24 protein-coding genes, 1 tRNA gene and 1 pseudogene are annotated in these 24,502 nt (G+C 62.9%); 7 read left to right on the forward strand and 19 right to left on the reverse strand.

The window, feature by feature from the left end:
- Positions 1-70: 70 nt before the first annotated feature.
- Positions 71-1,423 (reverse strand): hypothetical protein, encoded by a 1,353-nt coding sequence (locus EJ077_RS04445; protein ID WP_208699934.1) that lies wholly within the window; start codon positions 1,421-1,423, stop codon positions 71-73.
- Between the two features lie 9 nt (positions 1,424-1,432).
- Positions 1,433-2,482: a hypothetical protein gene (locus EJ077_RS04450; RefSeq protein WP_208699936.1), complete on the reverse strand. Its 1,050-nt coding sequence runs from the start codon at positions 2,480-2,482 to the stop codon at positions 1,433-1,435.
- A gap of 439 nt (positions 2,483-2,921) precedes the next feature.
- Between EJ077_RS04450 and EJ077_RS04455 the strand changes: the two genes are divergently transcribed.
- The 3 genes from EJ077_RS04455 to EJ077_RS04465 all read left to right on the forward strand — a co-directional run bounded on the left by EJ077_RS04455 (position 2,922) and on the right by EJ077_RS04465 (position 6,258).
- Positions 2,922-3,473, forward strand: a complete 552-nt coding sequence (locus EJ077_RS04455; RefSeq protein ID WP_208699938.1) for a sigma-70 family RNA polymerase sigma factor — start codon at positions 2,922-2,924, stop codon at positions 3,471-3,473.
- A gap of 1 nt (position 3,474) precedes the next feature.
- Positions 3,475-4,113 (forward strand): NrsF family protein, encoded by a 639-nt coding sequence (locus EJ077_RS04460; protein ID WP_208699940.1) that lies wholly within the window; start codon positions 3,475-3,477, stop codon positions 4,111-4,113.
- 165 nt (positions 4,114-4,278) lie between these two features.
- Positions 4,279-6,258, forward strand: coding sequence for a PAS domain S-box protein (locus tag EJ077_RS04465; protein ID WP_208699942.1), 1,980 nt, complete (start codon positions 4,279-4,281; stop codon positions 6,256-6,258).
- Between the two features lie 9 nt (positions 6,259-6,267).
- Here the strand turns inward: EJ077_RS04465 and EJ077_RS04470 are convergent, their stop codons facing one another.
- The 7 genes from EJ077_RS04470 to EJ077_RS04500 form a co-directional block, all read right to left on the reverse strand.
- A complete protein-coding gene (locus EJ077_RS04470; protein ID WP_208699944.1) occupies positions 6,268-7,146 on the reverse strand; it encodes a 3-hydroxybutyryl-CoA dehydrogenase in 879 nt (292 codons plus the stop codon).
- Positions 7,147-7,356: 210 nt separating this feature from the next.
- Positions 7,357-8,286, reverse strand: coding sequence for an electron transfer flavoprotein subunit alpha/FixB family protein (locus EJ077_RS04475; protein WP_208699946.1), 930 nt, complete (start codon positions 8,284-8,286; stop codon positions 7,357-7,359).
- A gap of 23 nt (positions 8,287-8,309) precedes the next feature.
- Positions 8,310-9,059 carry an electron transfer flavoprotein subunit beta/FixA family protein gene (locus EJ077_RS04480; protein ID WP_208699948.1) on the reverse strand — a complete coding sequence of 250 codons (750 nt, stop codon included), beginning with the start codon at positions 9,057-9,059 and terminating at the stop codon, positions 8,310-8,312.
- Between the two features lie 205 nt (positions 9,060-9,264).
- Entirely contained in the window at positions 9,265-10,065 is an 801-nt protein-coding gene (locus tag EJ077_RS04485) for a rhomboid family intramembrane serine protease (RefSeq protein WP_208699950.1), read from the reverse strand.
- Positions 10,066-10,098: 33 nt separating this feature from the next.
- Entirely contained in the window at positions 10,099-10,680 is a 582-nt protein-coding gene (locus EJ077_RS04490; protein ID WP_208699952.1) for a cob(I)yrinic acid a,c-diamide adenosyltransferase, read from the reverse strand.
- 19 nt (positions 10,681-10,699) lie between these two features.
- A complete protein-coding gene (locus tag EJ077_RS04495) occupies positions 10,700-10,891 on the reverse strand; it encodes a twin transmembrane helix small protein (protein ID WP_127277870.1) in 192 nt (63 codons plus the stop codon).
- 25 nt (positions 10,892-10,916) lie between these two features.
- On the reverse strand, positions 10,917-11,783 hold the full coding sequence (locus EJ077_RS04500; protein ID WP_208699954.1) for an SDR family oxidoreductase: 867 nt from the start codon (positions 11,781-11,783) through the stop codon (positions 10,917-10,919).
- 58 nt (positions 11,784-11,841) lie between these two features.
- On the opposite strand from EJ077_RS04500, the gene EJ077_RS04505 reads away from it, so the two are divergent.
- A complete protein-coding gene (locus EJ077_RS04505; protein WP_127277868.1) occupies positions 11,842-12,693 on the forward strand; it encodes a YihY/virulence factor BrkB family protein in 852 nt (283 codons plus the stop codon).
- A 124-nt stretch (positions 12,694-12,817) separates the two neighbouring features.
- Here the strand turns inward: EJ077_RS04505 and EJ077_RS04510 are convergent, their stop codons facing one another.
- Positions 12,818-13,690: a DMT family transporter gene (locus EJ077_RS04510; RefSeq protein ID WP_208699957.1), complete on the reverse strand. Its 873-nt coding sequence runs from the start codon at positions 13,688-13,690 to the stop codon at positions 12,818-12,820.
- Positions 13,691-13,840: 150 nt separating this feature from the next.
- A complete protein-coding gene (gluQRS, locus tag EJ077_RS04515; protein WP_208699959.1) occupies positions 13,841-14,716 on the reverse strand; it encodes a tRNA glutamyl-Q(34) synthetase GluQRS in 876 nt (291 codons plus the stop codon).
- A gap of 75 nt (positions 14,717-14,791) precedes the next feature.
- Here gluQRS and EJ077_RS04520 point away from each other — a divergent pair.
- Positions 14,792-15,432: pseudogene (locus EJ077_RS04520) on the forward strand (DNA-3-methyladenine glycosylase).
- A gap of 187 nt (positions 15,433-15,619) precedes the next feature.
- A complete protein-coding gene (locus tag EJ077_RS04525; protein ID WP_027031236.1) occupies positions 15,620-16,177 on the forward strand; it encodes an HNH endonuclease in 558 nt (185 codons plus the stop codon).
- Between the two features lie 160 nt (positions 16,178-16,337).
- Here EJ077_RS04525 and EJ077_RS04530 read toward each other — a convergent pair whose 3' ends face one another.
- Together EJ077_RS04530 and EJ077_RS04535 are read right to left on the reverse strand one after the other, a co-directional pair.
- Entirely contained in the window at positions 16,338-16,856 is a 519-nt protein-coding gene (locus EJ077_RS04530) for a disulfide bond formation protein B (protein ID WP_127872244.1), read from the reverse strand.
- Positions 16,857-16,935: 79 nt separating this feature from the next.
- On the reverse strand, positions 16,936-17,529 hold the full coding sequence (locus EJ077_RS04535) for a YqaA family protein (RefSeq protein WP_208699961.1): 594 nt from the start codon (positions 17,527-17,529) through the stop codon (positions 16,936-16,938).
- 269 nt (positions 17,530-17,798) lie between these two features.
- Between EJ077_RS04535 and EJ077_RS04540 the strand changes: the two genes are divergently transcribed.
- Positions 17,799-17,883: transfer RNA gene (locus EJ077_RS04540), tRNA-Leu, on the forward strand.
- 230 nt (positions 17,884-18,113) lie between these two features.
- On the opposite strand, the gene EJ077_RS04545 is transcribed toward EJ077_RS04540, so the two are convergent.
- The 6 genes from EJ077_RS04545 to EJ077_RS04570 all read right to left on the reverse strand — a co-directional run bounded on the left by EJ077_RS04545 (position 18,114) and on the right by EJ077_RS04570 (position 24,349).
- A complete protein-coding gene (locus EJ077_RS04545; protein ID WP_208699963.1) occupies positions 18,114-18,479 on the reverse strand; it encodes a GtrA family protein in 366 nt (121 codons plus the stop codon).
- Positions 18,480-18,483: 4 nt separating this feature from the next.
- Entirely contained in the window at positions 18,484-19,434 is a 951-nt protein-coding gene (locus EJ077_RS04550; RefSeq protein ID WP_208699965.1) for a WxcM-like domain-containing protein, read from the reverse strand.
- Positions 19,431-20,369: a glycosyltransferase family 2 protein gene (locus EJ077_RS04555; protein WP_210212151.1), complete on the reverse strand. Its 939-nt coding sequence runs from the start codon at positions 20,367-20,369 to the stop codon at positions 19,431-19,433. The genes EJ077_RS04550 and EJ077_RS04555 overlap by 4 nt, the downstream gene beginning before the upstream one ends.
- Positions 20,366-21,496: a DegT/DnrJ/EryC1/StrS family aminotransferase gene (locus EJ077_RS04560; RefSeq protein WP_208699967.1), complete on the reverse strand. Its 1,131-nt coding sequence runs from the start codon at positions 21,494-21,496 to the stop codon at positions 20,366-20,368. Before EJ077_RS04560 ends, EJ077_RS04555 begins: the two co-directional genes overlap by 4 nt.
- 172 nt (positions 21,497-21,668) lie before the next feature.
- Positions 21,669-22,949, reverse strand: a complete 1,281-nt coding sequence (locus EJ077_RS04565; RefSeq protein ID WP_208699969.1) for a GNAT family N-acetyltransferase — start codon at positions 22,947-22,949, stop codon at positions 21,669-21,671.
- Positions 22,949-24,349, reverse strand: a complete 1,401-nt coding sequence (locus tag EJ077_RS04570) for a lipopolysaccharide biosynthesis protein (protein WP_208699971.1) — start codon at positions 24,347-24,349, stop codon at positions 22,949-22,951. Before EJ077_RS04570 ends, EJ077_RS04565 begins: the two co-directional genes overlap by 1 nt.
- Positions 24,350-24,502: the final 153 nt, after the last annotated feature.

Raw genomic sequence — 24,502 nt, forward strand, 5'->3', positions numbered from 1 at the left:
ATGAATGGGTTAGTCAAGATTGAAAACCAATCGGTATCATCACGGTTTCGCGTGTCGGACGCATTTGACATCACCCGATATGCGGTGCCGGTGGCTGCTCCTGCGGGATGCAGCCATCGACCATGGGATGAATGGTCCAGCGCTGATCCAGGCCCTGCTGTGTTCGTTTGGTCTCCGGATCGAACGCGTCGTTCAGCATGGCGCACCAGGTTCTGCGCAAATTCTCGCAGCGTGTCCTGAACGCGGCGCTGCCGAGGCCGTCACGCATATCCTGCGCGGTGAGGTCCGTGGCCTCGCCCGGCGGTTTGGGCGGGACTGTGCCCATGTCGGGAAAGTCCGGGTTCCACTGAAGATAGTGTTTTGCGTCGACACCGGCGGCCGCATCGAACTTGACCACCGCCATCAGCGGATGAAACTCGTGCCAGCCCTTGTGATAGCCGTCATAGACATGTTCGCCGAGGACGGCGACATGATCGCCCATCCTGATGGGGCCGAGCGCCTTGTCGCCGACATTGGCGTCCTCGACATTGCCGGGGTTCCAGTTGAACAGCCCCTGCAGGACCGGCTTGACCCCGCCGAAGTAGGACGCCGCGCCGCCGATGGCGCCGCCAATGGCCGCCCCGAGCAATCCCCCCAGGAACGAGCCGATGGCGCAGCCCAGCGCACCCAGGAAAAACGACCCTATCGCGCAGCCGACGGCCGCCCCGACACCGGCGCCGGCGGCCGCCGCGGCCGCCGTGACGACCAGAGCCGCCGTCAGCAGGATGACGATGGCCGGCGCCCATTGGCGCATCTTGATCCAGAAGTCGCCCTCGGCCTCGCAGTGCAGGCCCCAGCGGGCATGGTCGTCGGCGGGTGCGTAGCCCAGGTCCGTCTTCAGGTCATCGCGCGGCAACAGCAGCTCATGACCCTGAAAGCCGTCATTGAGAATGTCGTTGGCCGGATGGGCCGCGATGCTGGCGGCGAATTCCGTGACGACGGTGCCGTCGGCATTGTAGCGATTGGCGGCCGCCAAAGCCGCCTCGTTGGTCTCGGCGTTGAGGATCTCGGTCGTCGGATGCGGCATCAGTATGACGTCGAAATACTGGTCGTTGTCGAAGGCGCCGAGATCGCTGCGGAACGGATTGTAGGAGACGATGCCGACCGCGCATTTCGGATTGTCCTTGTCGAGGCAGACCAGGCGATGGTTGAGCCATTCCCCGGCGGCCTTGTCGATCGTCGCGGTGGCGGACGCCAGAAATGCGATTGCCGCGGCAAGTGCCGCACCAACCGGCCCCAGCAGCAACCCGAACGCGGCTGCCAGCCCGGTGATGACGATGATCTGCAGCGCCTGGCCGGCGAGGAAAGCCAGCCGGTCGTCCTCATTGTAGGGCTTGCCACCGGCGGGATAGAGAAAGCAGCTCGTATAGTGCTTGTAGGCCATCGGAACGCCTCAGCCTTTCGTGGCGGTGAGCGTCACACCGCCGGTCATGGTGCGCGATCCGCTTTCGCCGATCGTGAAGACATGGACGTTGAAGGTCTTCGAGCCACGGAAGGCGGCGTCCTTCGCTTCGATCTCGACGGCGATCTCGGTTATCTGGCGCGGTTGCAGTGAAAGCGTTCTTGGAACGATCCTGACCGACCAGTCGTCCGGGATGGGAAACCGGCCATAGGCCTGTTCCTCGAGGGCCCTGGCCCAGCGTGCCTTGCTCTCGGCGAGCCGCGACTGCGGGGTGTCCGTGCCCTCGCCGCGACCTTCGCCGCGTGACGGGGCACATGGCCGCAGCTTCGGCAGGCCGTAGCAGTCCGCCTCGACCTGGAAACGCCGAACGACCGAGGCCTCGTTGCGGACGCTGAAGACGAACCTTGCCGGCGAGCGCATCTCGGCAATGTTGACGTTCTTCTGGCCAAGGTTGTTGCCGGGGTTGGCGTCATCGCCCCAGGAAAGCTGTGCCTGCAGGCAATAGTGGCCGCCGGTGGCGGGCGTGGTCCAACTGAACTCGGCATAGGCAGGGCAATCGATCGTGCCCTTGGCCCCGAGATTGACGGCGGTGTTGGCGATCGGACGGGAAACGGTCTGTGCGCCGAAGGACAGGTAGGACAATGCCACCCCGACGCCGATGGCCGGGGCGTCGTAGGACCCGTTCCAGACACGCACGCGAATGCGATATGTGTGTGCAGGCTGGAGTGCGCCGGTGACTGGCGCGGCCCCGTCGAAAATGTCGATGTCTGGATTGTCCCAGGTGACCGCGAGTCCCTGCGCCATCAGATAGTACTGGGCATAAAGAAGAGGATCGGCGCGCTTGTAGATGTCGGGCGGCAGCTGGATACAGCAATCGTTCTGCGCCGGGCTTGGCAGCCGCTGGCCCTTGGCCAGCCGGCATAGCAGCATGCGAATCGTCGCAAATAGCACTTTCAGCCCGGCGGCAAGACGCTTCCAGAATTCGGCGGCGAACAACAGCAGGGCCGCGGTTCTGATGTGATTGACCAGAGATCCTGCCATGTCGTGTTTCCCACGCTGAGAGGACGCAACGGTAATTTTTTCCTGGCGGACGTGTCCCCGCCGATTTTCCAGCGGCTATTTCTTCAGTGATCTCTGTCTTCGATAGAAGTAGATGGCAGCGACAAGGACTATGGCTGCAATGACAAGGCTGCCCTCGAAAGTTCCCGATCCTTTGTCGGGAGAAAATCCAAAAATGCGTTCAATGAAATCCATTTCGGCCGCCCTCCGATCCTTTGACGCTACAGAAGGGTTTACCCTGCGTCAATAAAGCTTGGCCCGTGCTGTCCTCGCGCCTGGGCCGGGAACCAGAGAACCCATCAGGGATTTCGCTGACCATCCCGCAAACTTTCGTGATTTGCCGGTAGTTTGGCTTGGACATTATTTCGACGGCCACGTAACAAATCAGTGCCGAGGCGCGAAGATCGGGGAGTGAACTCTTGTGAGCGGCAAGGACGAGGCCGAGCTTTCCCGGCTGATGCGGGCCGCGATCGCGGGAGATGAAAAGGCCTATGCCGACTTTCTCCACCGGATTGCCGCGCTCATCCGCGGCTTTGTCAGGCGCAAGATCGTGCAGGGCGGGGTCGATCCCGAGGACGTCGTGCAGGAAACCTTGCTGGCAATTCATGTGAAACGACACACCTGGCGCCAGGACGCGCCGGTCCTGCCCTGGGTCTATGCGATTGCCCGTTTCAAGCTGATCGACGCGTTCCGGCGGCGCGGACGGCGCATCGAGATCGATGTCGACGACATCGCCGAGACTTTGGCAGAGCCGGAGACCGATAAGGTCAGCGAACGCGACATCAACCGGGCGCTCGACGGCCTGCCGCCGGCACAGCGTTCCGTGGTGTCGGCCGTGTCCGTGGAGGGCCGCTCGATCGGCGAGACGGCGGCGAAGTTCGGCATCAGCGAGACGGCGGTACGTGTGTCGCTCCACCGGGGACTTACCGCCATAGCCAAGCGATTCGGACAGGGGCGGTTCGGACGGGAATGACATGAAGACCGACGATCTCATCAAGGCGCTCGACGCCGATGCCCGCAGCAAGGCAATGCCATTGCGCTTGGCCTGGTGGCTGGCGGCCGGTGCGGCCGTCGTCGTCGCGGCCGCTGTTTTCATGATGACGATCGGGCCGCGCGCCGACTTCATGGTTGCCGCGCACACGATGCGCTTCCTGTCCAAGTTTGCTTTCACCATCGCGCTCGCCATCAGCGCCTTCGCCCTGATCCGAGCCCTGTCGACGCCGGGTGCGGCGACAGGCCGGGCAATGGCGGCGATGATCGCCGCGCCGCTGCTGGTCGTGGTGGCCGTGGTGCTGGAGCTCTTCATGGTACCGCAGGCGCTGTGGGGCACGCGCATGATCGGCTCGAACATGATGATCTGCATGAGCTTCATCCCGCTGATCGGCATCGGCCCGCTGGCCATCTTCCTGTGGATGCTGCGCTATGGCGCGCCGACACGGCCGGTGTTTGCCGGCGCGGTCGCGGGGCTGCTTGCCGGCGGGCTGGCGGCGACTTTCTATGCGGCGCACTGCTTCGACGACTCGCCGCTTTTCGTTGCCACCTGGTACACGGTCGCCATCGCGGCCCTTGCCTTGCTCGGCGCGCTCGGCGGGCGGTTTTTCGTGCGCTGGTAGCGGGATACCCGCGCCCACACCCCCGTGAATACCGATCCTTAATCATGCCGGCAATTGTTTGCCGGTTGTCCATATCGCCGATGCCCCGGACGCAACCTTTCCTTAAAATCGATCCTTCAGGGTTTCGATGGAAAAAAGCGATTGCCCACGGGGGTGGCATAAATCGTGACACTGCGAAGTATCATCGGGCCGGGACGGTACAAGCATGCAGCGCTGGCGCTGCTTGCGGCCGGTCTTGCCGTGGTGGCCGCCTCGCTTGTGCCGTCAAGGCTGGACCTTGGCGCGGAAGCACTCAGACTTTGCCTTCAAATATCGGTCGCGGTGACGGTCTGCGCGCTTTTCCTGGCCTATCTGTTCATCGGTCGAATCTCGGAGGATCGACGGCAGATCACGGAGAGCGAGCAGCGGTTCCGCCGGGCCATGGAGGACTCGGCCATCGGCATCGCCATCGTCAGCCTCGACGGGCGTATTCTCCAGACCAACCCTGCGTTCGCCACCATGCTTGGCTACAGCCGCGGGGAAATCGAGGCGCTGACCTTCTTCCAGATCACGCATCCCGACGATCTGCAGATCGGACGCGAAACGATGGCCGGCCTGAGGGCGGGCACCGTCGATACTTTCCACTTCGAGAAGCGCTATCTCAAGAAGGACGGTACACCCGTCTGGGCTAATCTTGCCGGCTCCGTCATTCGCGATGGGAGGCGTGGGCGCCCGCTCTATCTCGTCTCGCAGATCGAGGATATCGACGCGCGCAAGCAGGCCGAAGCGCGCATCACCGAGGCCGAAACGCGCTGGAACTTCGCGCTCGCCGGCGCCGGTCAAGGTGTCTGGGATTTCGACATCCGCAAGGGGGGCACCACCTATTCCGCCACCTGGGTCAAGATGCTGGGCTATGGGGATGGCGAGCTCGACGGCGACCCCGACCGGTGGCTGACGATGATCCATCCCGACGACCGCGCCACGGTCGCGGAGGCCGATCGCGCCCATCTCGACGGCCAGACGGAATTCTTCGAGGCCGAGTTCAGGATGCGCCACAAGGACGGCCGCTGGATCTGGATCCTCGACCGCGGCAAGGCCATCGAGCGCGATGCCGACGGACAGTTGATCAGAGCGATCGGCAGCTTGACCGACATCACCCTGCGCAAGCAGGCCGAAGAACGGCTCATCGTCTCGGCGGCGATGCTGGCCGACGAGAAGGAGCGGCTTAAGGTGACGCTGCAATCGATCGGCGATGCGGTCATCTGCACCGATGCCGCGAACCGCGTCACCTTCATGAATCCGGTGGCCGAAAAATTGACCGGCGTTTTCAGCGACGACGCGCTCGGCAAGACGCTGAGCCATGTCTACTGGGCCGTCGACGAGGAGACAGGCCACAGGATCGGCATGACGCGGCCAGCGACAGGCGAAGAGGCGCGCTCCGACCAGAACAGCCGCGCGGTCCTCATCCGTCGCGACGACACACGCTGCAGCATCCGCCAGGTCGTGTCGCCGATCATCAACGAACGCAACGAATTCGGCGGTCTGGTGATCGTCTTCCAGGATTTCACCGATGCGCGCGCCCTGCAGCGCCAGCTTGCCCATGCCGCCGCCCATGATGCGCTGACCGGGCTTGCCAACCGCTCGAGCTTCATCCGCGCCATGGAGGGATTGGTCGATCAGGCCCGCAAGGACGGCTCGACGGCTGGGGGCCGCCATCAGTTCATGTTCATCGACCTTGACCATTTCAAGCTGGTCAACGACACGGGCGGTCACGCGGCCGGAGACGCCTTGCTGAAGCGGGTTGCCGAGGCGGTGCGCGGCGTGCTTGGTCCTGAAGACATCGTCGCGCGCCTGGGTGGCGACGAATTCGCTGTCATCCTGAAGTCGGGTTCAGCACCCGGCGCGAGGATCGCGGCGCGCTCCATCATCGATGCGATAGCCGGCCTGAACTTCACCTGGGATGGCCGACCGCACGCGATCGGCGCCAGCATCGGGCTGACGGCGATCTGCGCCAATTGCGGCGAAGTCGACGAGATCATCGCAAGGGCCGACGCCGCCTGCTATGCGGCCAAGGCGGCCGGGCGCGGATGCGTTTCCGTGGCGCCGGACGGCAAGATCAGCGACGACAGGTCAGAACTGCCCAAGCCGCTCGCCGCGGCCTCGTGAGCGGACGCGTCAGCGTGTCGGAACGGGGTGCTCGCCGCGATAGTCGTAAAAGCCGCGTCCGGTCTTGCGGCCGAGCCAGCCGGCCTCGACATATTTGACCAGCAGCGGGCAGGGGCGGTACTTCGAATCCGACAGGCCGTCATGCAGCACCTGCATGATCGACAGGCAGGTGTCGAGGCCGATGAAATCGGCAAGCTGCAGCGGTCCCATCGGATGGTTGGCGCCGAGCCGCATGGCGGTGTCGATGGCATCGACCGAGCCGACGCCCTCATAGAGGGTATAGATCGCCTCGTTGATCATCGGCAGAAGGATGCGGTTGACGATGAAGGCCGGGAAATCCTCCGAGACCGTGATCGTCTTGTCGAGCTGCTTCACATAGGTCTTCGCCGCCTCGAAGGTCTGGTCCTCGGTGGCGATGCCGCGCACCAGTTCGACCAGCTTCATCAGCGGAACCGGGTTCATGAAATGAATGCCGATGAAGCGCTCCGGCCGGTCGGTCTGCGCGGCTAGCCTTGTGATCGAAATCGACGAGGTGTTGGTCGCCAGGATCGCTTCGGGGTTGAGTTGCGGGCAGAGCTGCGCATAGATCTTGCGCTTGACGGTTTCGTCCTCGGTCGCCGCCTCGATCACCAGATCGGCGCCGGCAAGATCGGCCATCGCCGGTGCCGATACGATGCGTGCCATGGCCTGGTTGCGGAGCTTCTCGTCTAGCTTGCCGGATCCCACCTGACGGGCCATGTTGCCGCTGATGGTGGCGATGCCCTTTTCGATACGCTCGGGCGATATATCGTAGATCAGCACCTTGTAGCCCGAAAGTGCGGAGACGTGGGCGATGCCGCCGCCCATCTGGCCCGCACCGATGATGCCGATCGTCTCGATCTTGCTCATTACCCGATCCCGTCCGGAGCGTTCTTCGCCACAATCGCGAACCGCCCCATCTCTTTGTTTTCCCGCAATTCCCGGCGCAAAAACCCCTGCGCACTGCCGCTGGAATTGCTCTCAGCCTTTGTGGCCTGCTTATTGTGCGGTGCAAACTAAAAGGGTGGGGCGACTTCGTCTACCCCACCCCTGGTAATTTAATACGGTTGCGCGGAAGCGTCAAAGCGCCTTCTGCAACTCCGGCAGGACGACGAAGAGATCGCCGACGAGGCCGTAATCGGCAACCTGGAAGATCGGGGCTTCCTCGTCCTTGTTGATGGCGACGATAACCTTGGAATCCTTCATGCCGGCGAGGTGCTGAATGGCGCCGGAGATGCCGACCGCAATGTAGAGATCGGGGGCGACCACCTTGCCGGTCTGGCCGACCTGCCAGTCGTTCGGCGCATAGCCCGCATCGACGGCGGCGCGGGAAGCGCCGACGGCGGCACCGAGCTTGTCGGCGACCGGCAGGATGACTTCCTGGAATTTTTCCGAGGAACCGAGCGCGCGGCCGCCCGAGATGATGATCTTGGCCGAGGTCAGCTCCGGACGGTCGGTCTCCGACAGCTTGTTCTCGACGAAGGTGGACAGGCCGGGATTGGCCGCCGCGTGAACCGTCTCGACCGAAGCCGAACCACCCTCGGGTGCCGCCTGGAAGGAAGCGGTGCGCACGGTGATGACCTTCTTGGCATCGGTCGACTGTACCGTCTGGATGGCGTTGCCGGCATAGATCGGCCGCTTGAAGGTGTCAGGCGACACGACTTCGATGATCTCGGAGACCTGCGCAACATCGAGCAGGGCCGCGACGCGAGGCGCGATGTTCTTGCCCGCGGACGTCGCCGGCGCGATGATCGTGTCGTAGGCGCCAGCCAGCGAGACGACCACTGCCGCCGACGGCTCGGCCAGGCGCTCGGCGAGTTCGTCGGCCTCGGCGAGCAGCACCTTGCCGACGCCCTTCAGCTTCGCGGCTGCATCGGCAGCAGCCTTGGCGCCTTTGCCGGCCACCAGCACATGAACGTCCGAGCCGATCTGCAGGGCGGCCGAAAGCGCCTTGGCGGTCTGGTCGGAAAGGGTGGCGTTGTCGTGTTCGGCGATGAGGAGAATTGCCATTTATCTGTTCCTTTCCCGATCGCTTACAAAACGCCGGCTTCGTTCTTGAGCTTGTCGACCAGTTCGGCGACGCTCTTGACCTTGACGCCCGCCTTGCGGCCACCTGGCTCCTCGGTCTTGATCACCTTCAGGCGCGGCTTGACGTCGGCGCCGTAGTCGGCCGGGCTCTTCTCATCCAGCGGCTTCTTCTTGGCCTTCATGATGTTGGGCAGCGAGGCATAGCGCGGCTGGTTGAGGCGAAGGTCGGCGGTGACGATCACCGGCATCTTCAGCTCCACCGTCTGCAAGCCGCCGTCGACTTCGCGCGTTACCTTGGCCTTGTCGCCTTCGAGCACGACCTTGGAGGCGAATGTCCCTTGGGCCCAGCCCAGGAGCGCGGCCAGCATCTGGCCGGTCTGGTTGGAATCATCGTCGATCGCCTGCTTGCCGAGGATGACAAGGCCCGGCTTCTCCGCCTCGACCACGCCCTTCAGCACCTTGGCGACGCCGAGCGGCTCGGTCTGCTCGTCGGTCTTGACCAGGATGGCGCGGTCGGCGCCCATGGCGAGCGCGGTGCGCAGTGTTTCCTGCGCCTGCTGCGGGCCGATCGACACGACGATGATCTCTTCGGCCTTGCCGGCTTCCTTGATCCGGATCGCTTCCTCGACCGCGATCTCGTCGAACGGGTTCATCGCCATCTTGACGTTGGCGAGTTCCACCGCCGAACCATCGGCCTTCACGCGAACCTTCACATTCGCGTCCACAACCCGCTTCACGGGCACAAGGATCTTCATTTGCCTGTCACCTCTTCACGCTAGTTGGGCGCGCTATAGCAGCCTGCGCCCTTTCTGAGTTGTCGAAAGCCGACATTCCTGACTGAATTCCGGCCAGACGGAATTCTGGCCATTCTGGTCTTTGCCCGCCTTGGGCTGCGACGGAGACGTTTCCGTAATTGTGGCAACCCTTGCCGTCAATACGCTGGAAGCTGCTCAAATCGGTTCAGTTTGGGCCAGAAGGGTTCCCTCTGCCCCAGCGCGCCGTGGTGGCGGACGTTTGGGGCGTCGCTGGTTCGCCAACGGCCGGCGGCTGTTCGGGGGTCGGAGCCACGGCATCCTCGTCGGCGGGGGCAAATAGCGGCACGCCGCGACTGCGCAGGACCAGCACCAGGACAGCGCCGGCAATGATGCCGCCGATGTGGCAGGCCCAGGAGATCTGATCCTCGCCGCCGGCCGCGAACATGACGACCTGGAACGCCACCCAAAGTATGAGCGGGATGAAGGCTGGAATGCGCAAAGGGATGCGGGCAAAGGCAAGAACCCACACCTTCACCCTGGGATAGAGGATCAGGTAGGCGACGACCACGCCGGCAATGGCGCCCGAGGCGCCGATCAGCGGCGCTTGCGAATCCCAGGCGATGAGCCCCTGAAAAGCGGCTCCGGCGATGGCGCACAGGAGATAGAAGATCAGGTAGCGGATATGGCCGAGCGCGTCCTCGACATTGTCGCCGAACACCCAAAGGAACAGCATGTTGCCGCCGAGATGGAAAATGTCGGCATGCAGGAAAGAGTAGGTGAGGTAGCTCAGGCTCTCGGGGATGATGACGAAGCGGGGGTCGAGTTCGGCCGTGTCGTGAACGACGGAAGGGATGAAGCCGAGGCCAAGCACGGCGGCATTGGTGAAGTCCTTGCCGCCGAGCGCCGTGGCGCAATAGATCACCGCGTTGGCGACGATCAGCCCGATCGTTACATATTGCAGCCTGATATGGCGCAGCCTGTTGGTGTCGTAAAGCGGGATGAACATCGGTCGTCGGCCCCCTCCCGCCTTTCGGTCCGTTCAGCAGTTCTTGCCGGGAACCCATAGCACGTCGGTATTTCCATTGTCATTGACCACCCGGGCGGCGACAAACAGGAAATCCGAGACGCGGTTGATATACTTCAGCCCGTCGCGGTTGACGTGTTCGGCCGGGTCCTGCGCCAGGGCCACCATCAGCCGCTCGGCTCGCCTGGCCACGGTGCGGGCGAGATGGAGGGCGGCGGCCGCCGGCGTGCCGCCGTTCAGCACGAAGGATTTCAGCGGCTGGAGGTTTTTGTTGAGGAGGTCGATGTCGTGCTCGACACGGTCGGTCTGTGCGGCAACGATGCGCAGCGGCTCGTAGCCGAGCGGCTTGCCGTCATCAGGCACGGCGAGGTCGGCGCCGAGGTCGAAAAGGTCGTTCTGGATGCGGCCAAGCATGGCGTCGATCGCCTGATGGCTCTGTGCGGTATGCACGCGGGCCATGCCGATACAGGCATTGGCTTCGTCGACCGTGCCATAGGCGTCCACCCGGAGGTCGGATTTCAGCCGCCGCTCACCCGTGCCGAGACCGGTTGTGCCGTCGTCGCCGGTGCGGGTGTAGATCTTGTTGAGCTTGACCACATCGCCTCCCGAAAGGTCCTCACTTGCGGGTGAAATACACGGCCAGCAGGATCAGCGCCAGCGCCACGGCCTGCAGCAGAACGCGGGCTTGCATCAGCTTGTTGGAGGTCACACCGGAGCCGCCGCGCATCATGTTGATGAGGCCCCTGATCAGCACGACCACCACGGCGGCCATGACCAGAATGGCAAGGATGTTGAAGACGGTGGCCATTTTGCGTTTCCAGTTCTTCTCTTGTTCAAGCGCGCCTGGCGAGCAGGCGGTGTAGCATCGATGCAGGCAGGATGCGTTTGAGCACGGCCCCGATCCTGGCCGACATTGTTACCACATAGTGTGGGCGCGGGTGCCGTGACAGAAGTGCATGGCGAAGCACCTTGTGGACCACTTCCGGCCCGGGCTTCAGTGCCGATTGGCTGCCGCCGGCGCGCATGCGCTCCAGCTGCGCGGCATAGTCGGCGCGATGCACGGAATTCTCATGGTCGATATTTCTGAGGAACCACGGAAGGCCATTGGTGGCGATCTTCGATTTCACCGGCCCCGGCTCGATTAGCGAGACATGGATGCCGCTGCCGGCCAGTTCCTGGCGCTGGCAGAGCATCAAGGCCTCCAAGGCATGCTTGGATGCCGAATAGGCGCCACGGAAGCGCACCGGCACGAGACCCAGGATCGACGAGCAATGGACGAGGCGGCCGTGGCCCTGGCGGCGCATCACCGGAACCAGACGGCGGGTCAGGTCGTGCCAGCCGAAGAAATTGGCCTCGAACTGCTCTTTGAGTGCCGCAACCGACAGATCCTCGACGGCGCCAGCCTGGGCGTAAGCGCCGTTGTTGAACAGGGCATCGAGCTTGCCGCCGGTGCGCTCGAGCACGGCCGATGCCAGGGCGCCGATTGATGCCGGTTCAGTGTAGTCGAGATAGAAAGCCTCAATTCCGTCCGCTTTGAGCGCGGCGATGTCTTGCGGCCTGCGCGCCGTCGCGAACACCCGCCAGCCCTCGGCCTTCAATGCGCGGGCGCAATAGGCGCCTATGCCGGAAGACGCACCGGTGACGATGATGGTGCGCAACTCTGCCGCTGGAGAATTCGGAGTTTGACGAAGGGTTGCCATTTGCCGCATTCCCTTCCCATATTCGCGGCGTCGAGACAATCGAAGGGAGCGCGCGTTCTTGCTGCGGAATATTGTCGCCCTGCGTCGCGTGCTCTACGACGCGCTCGGCCATTTCAACACCGATGACGGCTGGGCGATGGCCAGCCATCTGGCGATCACCTCGCTGATGGCGCTGTTTCCGTTCCTGATCTTCGCCACGACGCTGGGCAGCTTCCTCGGCGCCCAGGCGTTCGCCGACACGGCGGTGCATCTGGTCTTCGACACATGGCCCGAGCAGATCGCCAAACCGATCGCGCATGAAGTGCTCAACGTGCTGACCGTCAGGCGCAGCGACCTGTTGACCTATGGCGTGCTGCTTGCCGCCTATTTCGCCTCGAACGGCATCGAGGCGCTGCGCACGTCACTCAACCGCGCCTATAGGGTCACCGAGACGCGCGGCATCATCTACCGCCGGGTGCAGAGCATCTTCTTCGTGCTGATCGCGACCGCCGGGTTCCTGGCGATCAGCGTGCTTCTGGTGTTCGCGCCCCTGCTGGCGCGGCTGGCGGAAGCCCATTTCGAGTGGATCAAACCCTATACGGGCACGATCACGCTGTGGCGTTACGTCATTGCCTCGACCGTCATCATCGGCGGACTTTTTGCCGTTCACTACTGGCTGCCGGCCGGCAAGCGCCGTTTCGTCTCGCTGGTGCCGGGCATCATCTTCACGCTGGCCGCATGGCTTATCGGCTCGACGATGTTTGCCACCTATCTCGACCATTTCTCGTCCTATGTGACGACCTATGCCGGTCTCGCCTCGATCATGATCGCAGTGGTTTTCCTCTACATCGTCTCGGCGATCTTCATCCTCGGCGGCGAACTCAACGCCGCGATCAGCCGCTATCTGGAGGCGCGTGCCCGGGTCGGCTGACCGGCCGAATTGAAGAACCGAGGAATTGAAGAAATGAGGAATTGAGGAAGAAGCACATGGCGCCGGATATGGCGCCTTTTTTCTTCAATTCCTCAATTCCTCAGTTCTGCAATTCCTCAATTCCTCACCTGGCCGGTCGCGCCGTTGCCAGACCCACGCCAAAGGTGGTGATCGCCATGCCGGCGATTTGAAGTGCGTTGAGCTGTTCGTTGAACAGGGCCCAGGCGATGATGGCCGTCACCGCCGGCACAAGGTAGAACAACGACGCCACTTTCGACATCTCGCCGTCGCGGATCATCACCATCAACAGGAAGATGGCGCCGAGCGACAGCACCAGCACCAGCCAGGCCATGGCGAAGATCAGTTCGCCGTTGATGACGACGGCGTGAGTTTCGAAGGCGAGCGCGGCCACGATCATCAGCGAGGCGCCGCCGACATATTGCCACATGGTGGCCGCGACGAGGTCGCCGCCGGAGGCAAAGCGCTTCTGCCAGATGGTTCCGGCGCTCATGCCGAGCACCGAGACCAGCGAGGCGGTCAGCGTCGCCGCCGTCACGCCGCCGCCGAGCGCACCGAGTTTTGGCCACAGCACGATGACGATACCGATCAGACCGATGCCAAGGCCAAGCCAGTGGCGCGGCAGAATGGCCTCGCCCAGAAACTTGCCGGCAAGCACTGCGGTGATCAGCGGCTGCAGGCCGACGATGAGCGCCGAAAAACCGGCCGGCATGCCCCTATGAATGGCCCAGAAGACGGCGCCGAGATAGACGCCATGCATCAGCACGCCCGCACCGGTGGCATGCAGCGCCTCCTCGCGGGTGGCTCGCTTCGAGCCCAGCACAAGCATCAGCACTGCCAGCAGAATGGCGGCTATGACGAAACGCGCCGCGAGGAAGGTGAATGGCTCCGCCCACGGCATGGCGTAGCGGGCGCCGATGAAGCCGGTTGCCCACAAGACAACGAAGGTGGCGGGGATGAACCGCTTGATGCTGTGCATTTTTTCCGGAGACCGCCACTGGTGAGAATTGACCGTGGCGATGCTCTAACCCTGTTCAACCTGGCGCGCAAAACCAAACCGTTGATCCATACATCACCGGAATTCAACGGGTGATGGGCTCAAAAAGGTGTCTCCCAAGGATTGCCGGGCTCAGAGCCCGATCGTCCGCCTGATGTCGTCTGGCGTCGTGCCGGCATCACGCAAGGCGGCAAGTCCGGTATCGCCAAGGCTCTTCGACAGTTTTCGGCCGTCTGGCCCGAGGATGAGCAGATGGTGGAAGTAGCTGGGCTGCGGTAGCCCAAGCAATTCCTGAAGCAGGCGCTGCACCCCTGTGGCGGAAAACAGGTCTTGTCCGCGCACGACATGGCTGACGCCTTGCAGGGCGTCGTCGATGACGACGGCGAGGTGGTAGCTTGTCGGGATGTCGCGGCGCGCCACGATCACGTCGCCCCAGTCCTGCGGACGGGCCTCGACCGGGCGCGTCGCGGATAGCGTCTCATCGGTGAATTCGGCCCATGCGAGGTCCTTGCCGGCATGCGCCATGGCGGCGCCGACGTCCAGCCGCCAGGCGAACGGCGCATTCTCGGCAATCCGCCGCTTGCGTTCCTTCATCGGCAATGCCTTGTCGGCTGGCGGATAGAGCGGCACACCGTCGGGATCGCGCGGCCAGTCGCGTCCGCGCATTTCGCTGTCGGCGATGAAAGCCCTGATCTCGCCACGGCTCATGAAGGCGGGATAGACCAGTTCCTCGCGGATCAGGCGCTCCAGCACCGTCCCATATTCCGCGAAATGCTCGGACTGGCGGCGCACCGGCTCTTCCCAGCCAAGGCCCAGCCATTTCAGGTCGGCAAGCATGCCCGCCTCGAACTCCGGCGTGCAGCGCGTGGTGTCGATATCCTCGATACGCAGCAGCAGACGGCCGCCTAACGCCTTTGCCAGCTTCTGGTTGAGCAACGCCGAATAGGCGTGGCCCAGATGCAGTTCGCCATTGGGGCTGGGCGCGAAGCGGAATGTCAGGAGCGTCATGTCTCGGGCGGCAATCGGGTTGTGCTGCGGTTTTGGCCGTTGCTACTTTGCGGCACATTCGCGGACAAGGATACCATGCAGCGCATCGCGACACTGGACGACGTTGAACGGGGGCTGGATGCGCTTTGCATCATCGATCCGCGCCTGGAAAAAGTGCGCGGCATGGCCGGCGAGGTGCCGCTCAGGCTTTCGGAGCCCGGGTTCAGGAGCCTCGCCTCGATCATCGTGTCGCAGCAAGTTTCCCGGGCGAGTGCCGATGCCATCTTCGCCCGGCTGACGAAACTGGTCGATCCGCTAACGCCGCGGGCTATCCTTGCCGCCGGCGAGGACATGTTTCGCGAGGCCGGCCTGTCGCGGCCCAAGCAGCGTGGTCTTATCGCGGCCGCCCAAGCCGTGGCCGACGGCCTCGACCTGCATCATCTCTGTTCGCTCGACGCCGGGGAAGCGATCGCGGCAATGACCGCGGTACCTGGTATCGGCCCCTGGACGGCGGAAGTGTATCTGTTGTTTGCCGCCGGACACCCCGATATTTTCCCGGCGCGTGACGTCGCCCTGCAGAGCGCCGTCGGCCACGCTCTCGGCATCGACCCGCGCCCGCCTGAGAAAACTCTGATCGCCTTGGCCGAATCATGGAGCCCGTGGCGAGGTGTCGCATCGCGGCTTTTCTGGTCCTATTATCGTGAAACCAGGGCCGGGACGCCGCACCGCCGGCCTAAATCCGCAAAAAGCATAAAAATCATGTGTTTTTGGCACGTCGCGACCGCGACAATCCGCTTCACATCCCTGTCATGTCAGGCTTACAGTATCCGCGCCGAACGGTCGGGCTTTTGAAGCAGCACGTGACCCTTTCCGAAAGTCGAATTCGATTTTCGGGACCATGTGCGAACCAAGGAGGTCAACAAGGTGACGGTTGCCGTATCTCCGGATGGGCTTCCAGCGCTGGTGCTGAATGCGGATTACCGTCCGCTCAGCTATTACCCCTTGTCGCTCTGGTCCTGGCAGGACGCCATCAAGGCGGTATTCCTCGACCGGGTGAACATCGTCGCCGAATACGAGCACGCGGTGTCCTCGCCGACCTTCTCGATGAAGCTGCCGAGCGTGGTCAGCCTGAAGGCCTATGTGAAGCCGTCGAGGCACCCGGCGTTCACCCGCTTCAACGTCTTCCTGCGCGACCGCTTCCAGTGCCAATATTGCGGCACGCCCGAGGACCTGACCTTCGACCACGTCATCCCCCGCCATCGCGGCGGCGCTACGACGTGGGAGAACGTCGTCGCCGCCTGTTCGCCCTGTAATCTGAGGAAGGGCGGCATGATGCCGGCGCATGCCAAGATGTTTCCTCTGCAGAAGCCCTACCAGCCGACCGTGCATGATCTGCACAACAACGGCCGGCTGTTCCCACCCAACCATCTGCATGAAAGCTGGATGGATTATCTCTACTGGGATGTCGAACTGGAGCCATAGAGTTCATTCGAGACTGCTCCGGTATGGGATCAGTCCGATCGTGCTTACTTGTCAGCGGCTTCGCGTTTGGCTGCCGGCTTCCGACCTGGCTCGAATTTAGAAACCCGCGCCATCCGACTCAGCCTGCCGAATTTCTGGACGAACTCTGCGTCGCGCTGGTTCAATCTCGCGAAAATGCGCCGCGGAAGGCGACGGCGGCGAGGATCAGGCTGGCGATGGCGTTCCAGCCGGCCAGTGACAGGCCAAGGATGCGCAGTGCGGCCTTGTCGCAGGAGGGCGGCACGAATTTGTCGAGCGCGTCGAGCACGCCTTTGCCGCCGGTGTCGACCGGGCCGGCGCCGGCCGTGCAATCGGCGGGACCCTGCCACCAGGCCCATTCGACGCCGGAGTGATAGACGCCGAGATAAAGGCCGTAGAGCATCAAGAGGCCGCCGATGGCCAGCAGGCCGCGCGTCACCCATGCCGGTGCGCGCAGCATCGATGCGATCACCGCCAGCACCATCAAGGGCACGCCGATGTAATACGGCGTGCGCTGTTCCAGACAGAGATGGCAGGGGATGTAGCCGCCAATGTGCTGGAAGCCGAGCGCCGAGCCAACGGTCGCGGCCATCGCGACCGCGAGAAACAAGGCAGCGCGTGTCCGCTGGCGTCCGGTATCGGCATTCATGGTCGCTGTCATGGTTCTATCGTCCGTTGTGTTCGCCGCCCGCCAGGTCCGCCTGCCGCTCTCAAAACAGTCACCCGGTTTTGAGAGGGCCTCAGATGGCGTATTTGATCAGGATATAGAGCAAAATCAGGGCAACCGCGGCGGCGCCGGCGATCAGGCCCAGGCGCTTTTCGATGAATTCGCGGATTGGCTCGCCATAGCGGCGCAAAAGCCACGCCAGGAGCAGGAAGCGGCCGCCACGCGCGATGATGGCCAGCACGATGAACAGCGCCAGGTTGACGCCCAGGGCGCCGGACAGGATCGTCACCACCTTGATCGGCGGCAGATGCGCGGCACCCGAGGTGACCAGCATCAAGGCGATGAACTCGATGCTTACGCCCGCGGAGGAGCGCAACTGTTCGAACTCGTCATACTTGCCGTAGAATTCGAGGATAGGCCGCGCCACCGCGTCATAGGCGTAGTGGCCGATGAACCAGCCGGCAATGCCGCCCAGCACCGAAGCGACGGTGGCGATGAAGGCATAGCGATAGGCCCGGTCCGGCCGCGACAATGCCATCGGCAGATAGAGCACGTCGGCCGGCACCAGGAATACCGAGCTTTCGACGAAGGCGATGAAGGCCAGCCACCATTCGGCGGATTTGCGGGCCGCCAGTGACAAGGTCCAGTCGTACAGTCCGCGAAGCATCGGCTCTCCTAGTGGATGTCGTGCGTGCTGCGGTTCTCGGATACCGGCATGCATGAGACAAGGGCCTAAAGCGCCGCAGCCATCGCTTTCGCGGACATTTGAACGCGAGCCTGTCTAGAAAGATTTTCCATGCCGCACAATGGCAGCGCTGTTTACGAAATCGTAAGGCGCGGGTTCAAGTGCGCCGACATCGGCAAATCTGCAACAGGCCAGTTGACGAACAGGCCTCCGACCGTATAGTCCGCGCCCATCCAGGCCGCCCGGCCTGAGCCCCTATGGCGGAATTGGTAGACGCGCTCGACTCAAAATCGAGTTCCGCAAGGAGTGCTGGTTCGATCCCGGCTAGGGGCACCATTCCATGTTCAGCTGCTGTTTTACTTTTGCTTGCCCGCGGATGGTCCAGGCAAGCTCGGTGAGGCATGGCTGTCCGATGACAATGAGGGCTGTTGGGATTTCACGCTCGCGGCTCATCCGGGACAATTCAGAGCAGCAGGCTGGCGCCGTTGCGGCAACCTGCTCCCGCTATATGATGTTCAATTCGGTCGTCATGATGCGGGGGCGAAATGCTGCCGAGACAACTTCGATCAGAGCGCCCTGCGAAATATCCATCGAGAGGCCAGGAAATTGAGAGTTGTGGTGATGGCGAGGGTGGCGAGGTATGCGGCCAGCGCGTTTTTGAGGATGTCTCGTAGAAAATGAAGGCTTGCCAATCCGATCAGGAACACGACGACCACCAGGCCGCCCATCGCCAGCCGGTCCGCAAGGGCGGTGCGGCCGCCTGGGAAAACGCGGTTCGGATAGAAGACCATGACGAATAACAGACCTGCCAGCCAGGCAATGGCATAGGAAAGACCTGAAGGCAGGACAGCGAGGCCGGCAAAATAGACGAGGCTGGTCAAGGCTGTGTTGAGACCACCGGCGACGAGGAAGCGGACAGCGTCTTCGCGCATTCGGTCAACGGCCGTCCTGTCCGACTACGCTGAGGAAATCCGTATAGTCCCTGATGTAGTCGCCCGCATCATAGTGATGCGAAGCCATGACCAGCAGGACCGTGTCCGGCTGGAATTTGTACTGGATTCCCCAGATGCCCGGCGGCATGTAGAGCCCGATCGACGGTTCGGCCAGAGAAACCTCTTTTCTGTCATGGCCGTTGTCGAGGACAACGGAAAGCCGGCCATGGGCCGCGATGAGGAATTGATGGCATTCGCGATGCGCGTGCTCGCCCCTGACCTTGTCGGAAGGCACACCGTAGACCAAGAAGGAGCGCGCCGGTTTGAAGGGCAGGTTCGAACCGAACTCCAGCGGTGCGATCTCGCCGCGCAGGTCGCCAAAATGCGGCAGCCTCCAGAGTTCGCTGCCGCCGATACCAAGCGGCATTCTTTCGCCGGGCATATCGGGGAATGTCTGCGTCACCGTCGGCTGGATTTGCGGACCGGTCTGGTAGCCGATGATGATGGCTGGATTTCCGACCACCACGGCATTGGCGGGAACATTCTTGGTCACCACCGCGCCGGCGCCGATCATCGCCTGACGTCCGATGACTATGCCTGGCAGGATGGTCGCATTGGCGCCTATCGATGCGCCGTCCTCCACCGTCGTCAGAAGAAATGCCTCGGGATACTCTTTCGAGCGCGGGAAACGATCGTTGGTGAATGTCGCGTTTGGACCGACGAACACGCGGTTCCCAAGGCGGAGGCCGTCCCACAATTGAACGCCGCTTTTTATGGTCACGTCATTACCGACCACCACGTCGTTCTCGATGAAAACATGATCACAGATGTTGCAGTCCGCACCGATCACGGCGCCCGGCAGAACATGGGCAAACGCCCAGATGCGTGTTCCCTGGCCGATATGCGGACTTTCGCAGATGCCCTGCTCATGAACAAAAAATGCCCTGTCGGTCATTTCGATGTCCCCTCGACGACGCGGCTGATCACTCGCAGGGGCCGTGACTTGGTGTTTTCAACCGCCCGCCAGAGATAGCAGCCCAGAATGCCCTGGACCATCAGGCTGGCCGATCCGAAGCCCACGATCAGCAGCACCAGCGTTGTGTAGCCGGCCGCGTCAATGTTGCCGAGCAACCGCGCCATGACGGTAACGGCTGCAAACAGCAGGCTGAGCAGGCAGCCCGCGAAGCCCACCCAAAGGGTCAGAATTATCGGGAAATCGGAGAACGAAAAGATGCTGTCCATCATGTATCTGAACCGACGGGCCATGCTCCACGCACTCGTCCCATGCTCTCGTTCGCGACGGCGATAGGGCACGAATTCCCGCCTGAAGCCGACCCAGAACAATTGCACGACAAGCGAGCTGTTGGGCTCCTCGATGGACAGGATCGCTTCCAGCACCTGGCGGTTGCAGGCAAAGATATCGACCCCACCGCTCGGCATGCTGGGCAGGACGAGCCTGCGGTAGGCCGCCCAGAACGCTTTCGACAAAAACCGCGTTACCGGCGGATCATTGCGGCCCGTCCTGCGCCCGAATACGACGTCGGCGCCATCCTTCTCCAGGATCGAGAAGAACTCCACGATCAGTTCCGGCGGCTCTTGCAGGTCGGCGGCCATGGCGGCGACATGCTCGCCAGAAGCATGTTCGAGACCGGTTCGAATGGCGGTGAAAGAGCCGAAATTCCGGCTGTGAAAGATGATTTTATAGTCGAAGCCGGAGGTCTTCAGCGCATTGAGAAGCAAGGGCCCCGATTCATCCGGCGACCCATCGATGACAAAGACGAACTCGATATCGCCCGCATACCTGGCGTGAAAATTGGCGACCGCCTGCATCAGGGAGGGGATATTCGCCTGATTGCGGTAGATCGGAAAAACGATCGTGCGTGTCGTCACATTGCCTCCCATTGGGCGAGTGCCAGACAGACTTGGCCGACCTCGTCATTCGTCATGTCGGGATAGCATGGCACGGTGCAGAGACGGTTGACGCTGGCCCGTGTGACCACCAGATCTTCGGTTCCTTTCATCGGCAGTCCTGCCCAGCCGACCTGATCGCAGTCAAGGACGGGGTAATGGATCTCGGTGTCGACGCCATGCTCTTTCATGAAAATCCTGAACGCATCGCGCTCGTCGCACAAGGCGACGGCAAGATGCGCGACCGAGCCGTCACCGCCTTCCACGAATTGCAGCCGCCGCCTGGCCGCCGACTTGTAGCGGCCCAGAATAGCACGGCGTCGTTCGTTTCTATCGCCCAGATCACGCAGAAAGACATCGAGAACGGCCGCCTGGACCTCATCCATGCGGGAATTCCGGCCATGGGGTACGCCGACATGATATTTTGAGACCCAGCCATATTGCTGCAGCCGCCGCACATGTTCGGCGATCGCCGGGTCCGACGTCAGAACGGCGCCTCCGTCACCCGTCGCGCCAAGGTTCTTGGTTGGGTAGAAGCTGAAAGTGGACACGTCAGCGAGCGAACCCGCCACGCGCCCGCCGATGCGTGCGCCATGTGCCTGCGCACAATCCTCGACGATCGGAATATGGGAGAGACCGGCCTCGGCAAGTGCGCTTTTGAGGGCGCCGACATCGACGACGCCGCCATAAAGATGCGTGACGACGATGGCGGCGGTTTCGGTGCCGGCCGCGGCCAGAACCGATGAAACGTTGATCAACTGGCTGGCTGCATCGATGTCGACATAGTGGGGGACAAGGTCGTTGTGCCAGCAGGCGCAACTCGCGTAGCCGCCGGCATTGGCAGCCGTGATGACTTCGCGCCCCCGAGCGCCTTTGCGCCCGACAGCCGCGGCCAAGGCCAGTTCGAGAGCGTCCGTTCCGTTGGCCACAAGAACGCAATCCGAGACACCGATGAAGCCTGCAAAGTTGGCTGCAAATTTCTTGCCCATCGCGCCGTTGAGCCACCATCCGGAGCGCAGTGTGCTCGTTACTTCACGTTCAATTTCGACCTGGTAGCGTTGATACAGCCGCTTGAGGTCGTTCATCGGGACGGAATCTTGTTTCGTCATCGGCGACTCAATAGCTGAATCTGTTTTTCACTTCGAGAGTGATCGCTGGACACAACTCTTGGCAAGCTGAATTAATGCTGCTGCCGAGAACCGCGACCTTCATTGCGGAACGCGATACGCCGGCTGTGGGACAAGCTGATTGAACGCAGCCGAGCTCGTCTCGACGGACCCCTTACCGTCGCCGCAGCAAAGTCTTCATCCGGTTGCGCAGCAGGCGCGCCATGTTGCGGGTCTCGCGGTAGAGATGCAGCTGCGAGGCGGCCTGGCGGGCGAGACGGTCGGCATCCCTGGTCAACCCGATCACCAGTGTGCCGACCGGCTTGCGCTCGCTCCACAGCCTGCTCATCACCGGGTGGTCGGGGACGGCGCAGGAATCGGTCATCATGATGTTGGGGTCGTCGAGATGCTGCCTGGTGACTTCGATCATCAGCAGCGTGCCGGGCGAATAGACTGCCAGCGTCTCGTCATAGGCGGTCTTCCAGGTGTAGGCGACGCCGGCTTCGACGAAGACGATCAGGCAAGCGATGGTGCGGCCGTCGAGCGTCAGCGAATGGATGCGGCACATGTCCTGTTCGGCGAGCCGGTGCACCGCCTCGCGGGCAAAGGCGGCGCGGAAGCGGTCGATCGCCATGGCGGTGCGCTCGCGGCCTTTCCAGCCGGACGCTTCCAGCGTCAGGAAGTGCTCGATGGCGTGACGGATCTCCTCGGGGCCGCGTGCCACGACATGCTCGAGCTTGCCGAGATCGCCGAGGCGCCGCTTCAGGCGGCGGAATTCGCGGTAATGGTGCGCGCTGAGCGAAGCCTTCAGATAATCGTCGCCGTCGAGTTCGCTCTCCAGCACGGGGCGTGAGATCTGGCCCGTGGTGACCAGCATCAGGCCGCGCGTCTCGGCCACGCTGCCGATCAGGCTCGCCACAGGACCGTCGAGCCTGATGTCAGGCAGGACCAGGACTTTAGGCAGCTTCAGATGCGGGCGCGACAGCATCGAGAAGAAATCCTCGACCACGCCGACCGGATCGTCGCGGTCGATCAGCGGCGTGCCGAGCGGGCCGAACGGGCTCGACCATGTGCGCATGACCGGCACGCCCAGCGGTATCACCGGCCGTTCCACCGAGATCGGCACCAGCAGGCGCAGCCGGTTGCGGTATTCATCACCGTCGCGGATCACCGCAAGACGCACCTCGCGGTCTTCGAGCCGCGGCATGGCCGGCGCCAGGAAGCGCGGGTTGAAGAAGACGTTCGGCTCGATCGTGCGGGCGCAGAGATAGTCCAGTTCCTCGACCAGGTCGAAGCCGGCCGATGCCGGGTAGATGGCGAGTTTGCGCTCGGGCCGGTTGTTGGCGAGGATCTCGATATGGGCCGGATCGGCGTCGCGCGCCAGCCCGGCAAGGCCGGACACCATGGCGCCGGCGGGACCGCCGCTGGTTTCCTCGAGCAAGGGGATGGCGGCCATCAGGCGGCTCCTTTGGCAGGCACGAAGATCGCCATGACGATGCCGAGCTTGCGCCAGACCGTGAAGGACAGCGCGCCGGCCTCGAAGATCATGGCAAAGGCGGTGGCCATGGCCGCGCCCCACAGGCCGAAAAGCGGGATCAGCACCACGTTGAGCCCGATGTTGAAGGCCAGGGTCATGGCATAGACGGCGGCGCAGACATTCTGGTTGCCGCTCATGGTGAGCAGGCTTTCGCAGGGACCCACGGCGGCCCGCGCCACGACGCCAAAGACGAGCAGGAACAGGAGTGGATAGCCCGACGTGAATTCCGGGCCGAACAACACCAGCATCGGTTTGCCCAGCGCCAGCACCAGGAACGCCATCAGCAGCGAGGGCCAAAACGTCCACGACACCGTCTCGCGGGCGAAGGCGGCAAGCTTTTCCGGCTCGCCATGGGTGAACTGCGCGTAGCGCTGGGCGACGCCGGCCTTGACCGCGAAATAGACGAAATGCACCAGCGCCAGCGTTTTGACCGTGGCGAAATAGACGGCGACGTCGTTGGGATCCATATAGGCGCCGACCATCAGCACATCGGCATTGGTGAGCAGGAAGAAGAAGCTCTCGACCAGGAAGATCGGCAGCGAGACGACGAACCATTGCGCGAAATGCACTTTCATCGGGCCGGCCGGAATCTGCCTTTCCATGCGCTGGGTAACGCCGATCAACTGAGACAGCGTGGTGACGTAGGTGGCGGCGATCGAGGCGAAGATCGCCGTCCTGGCATCGGCCGCGTAGCCGGCGAGAAGCATCAGCGCCATGAACAGCAGGATCAGCACTGGTCGTATCAGATAGGTCGGCGACAGGGCGAAAAGCGCCCAGCTGTTCGCCCTGGCCTGGCCCTGCAACAGATCCGACAGCGCGATCATCGGCAGGCAGATGACGCCGAGGATGAACGGGATCACGTAGTAGTTTTCGATCCACGGCGCCGACAGCCATACACCGAGCGCGCCGAGCCCAGCGATGATGGTGGAGGCGATCAGCACGAACAGGCGGCTGGCCACGACGATGCCGCGCAATTCGTCCATCAGGCCGCGTTCGCGGTATTCGGGAATGAAGCGGATGACCGATGTGTGGAAGCCGAGGCAGGCGAGATTTCCGACGATGACCATCGTCACCCAGACCAGGACGAAGATGCCGTATTCGAACGAGCCCATCCAGCGTGCCATCAGTACCTGGCTGATGAAGGCGATGACGGCGCTGACGATGCGGATGGAGAAGGCGATGACCGACATGCGGCCGGCTTCGCCGCGCTCATCGGCGGTGAACAGCACGGCGTCGATGCGGTCAAGCAGCGGCCCCACGCGCAGCGCCAAACGCTGCGGCAAGAACCGCCCGGCAGTCGTGGCCGCGGAAAAGCGCACCCCGGTTTCTCCCCGTTTTCCGCCTCTTTTCACGCTTTGGTGTAGCGAAGACACCTTAAGAAAGCGTGGGTGGGGCGCTTCCTTCTCCCGTCACTATACGGGGAGGAGGTTCCGGCAAGCGGATGGAGGGGCAGCGCCGGGTTTCGGAGATTT

This window comes from Mesorhizobium sp. M8A.F.Ca.ET.057.01.1.1 (assembly GCF_003952565.1).
GTDB lineage: Bacteria > Pseudomonadota > Alphaproteobacteria > Rhizobiales > Rhizobiaceae > Mesorhizobium.

What these genes read in the sequence shown, in the direction of transcription:
- EJ077_RS04445 (WP_208699934.1), bottom strand. Translation starts at nt 1,423, where the DNA reads ATGGCCTACAAGCACTATACGAGCTGCTTTCTCTATCCCGCCGGTGGC.
- EJ077_RS04450 (WP_208699936.1), bottom strand. Translation starts at nt 2,482, where the DNA reads ATGGCAGGATCTCTGGTCAATCACATCAGAACCGCGGCCCTGCTGTTG.
- EJ077_RS04460 (WP_208699940.1), top strand. Translation starts at nt 3,475, where the DNA reads ATGAAGACCGACGATCTCATCAAGGCGCTCGACGCCGATGCCCGCAGC.
- EJ077_RS04470 (WP_208699944.1), bottom strand. Translation starts at nt 7,146, where the DNA reads ATGAGCAAGATCGAGACGATCGGCATCATCGGTGCGGGCCAGATGGGC.
- EJ077_RS04475 (WP_208699946.1), bottom strand. Translation starts at nt 8,286, where the DNA reads ATGGCAATTCTCCTCATCGCCGAACACGACAACGCCACCCTTTCCGAC.
- EJ077_RS04480 (WP_208699948.1), bottom strand. Translation starts at nt 9,059, where the DNA reads ATGAAGATCCTTGTGCCCGTGAAGCGGGTTGTGGACGCGAATGTGAAG.
- EJ077_RS04485 (WP_208699950.1), bottom strand. Translation starts at nt 10,065, where the DNA reads ATGTTCATCCCGCTTTACGACACCAACAGGCTGCGCCATATCAGGCTG.
- EJ077_RS04495 (WP_127277870.1), bottom strand. Translation starts at nt 10,891, where the DNA reads ATGGCCACCGTCTTCAACATCCTTGCCATTCTGGTCATGGCCGCCGTG.
- EJ077_RS04500 (WP_208699954.1), bottom strand. Translation starts at nt 11,783, where the DNA reads ATGGCAACCCTTCGTCAAACTCCGAATTCTCCAGCGGCAGAGTTGCGC.
- EJ077_RS04510 (WP_208699957.1), bottom strand. Translation starts at nt 13,690, where the DNA reads ATGCACAGCATCAAGCGGTTCATCCCCGCCACCTTCGTTGTCTTGTGG.
- gluQRS (WP_208699959.1), bottom strand. Translation starts at nt 14,716, where the DNA reads ATGACGCTCCTGACATTCCGCTTCGCGCCCAGCCCCAATGGCGAACTG.
- EJ077_RS04530 (WP_127872244.1), bottom strand. Translation starts at nt 16,856, where the DNA reads ATGACAGCGACCATGAATGCCGATACCGGACGCCAGCGGACACGCGCT.
- EJ077_RS04535 (WP_208699961.1), bottom strand. Translation starts at nt 17,529, where the DNA reads ATGCTTCGCGGACTGTACGACTGGACCTTGTCACTGGCGGCCCGCAAA.
- EJ077_RS04545 (WP_208699963.1), bottom strand. Translation starts at nt 18,479, where the DNA reads ATGCGCGAAGACGCTGTCCGCTTCCTCGTCGCCGGTGGTCTCAACACA.
- EJ077_RS04550 (WP_208699965.1), bottom strand. Translation starts at nt 19,434, where the DNA reads ATGACCGACAGGGCATTTTTTGTTCATGAGCAGGGCATCTGCGAAAGT.
- EJ077_RS04560 (WP_208699967.1), bottom strand. Translation starts at nt 21,496, where the DNA reads ATGACGAAACAAGATTCCGTCCCGATGAACGACCTCAAGCGGCTGTAT.
- EJ077_RS04565 (WP_208699969.1), bottom strand. Translation starts at nt 22,949, where the DNA reads ATGGCCGCCATCCCCTTGCTCGAGGAAACCAGCGGCGGTCCCGCCGGC.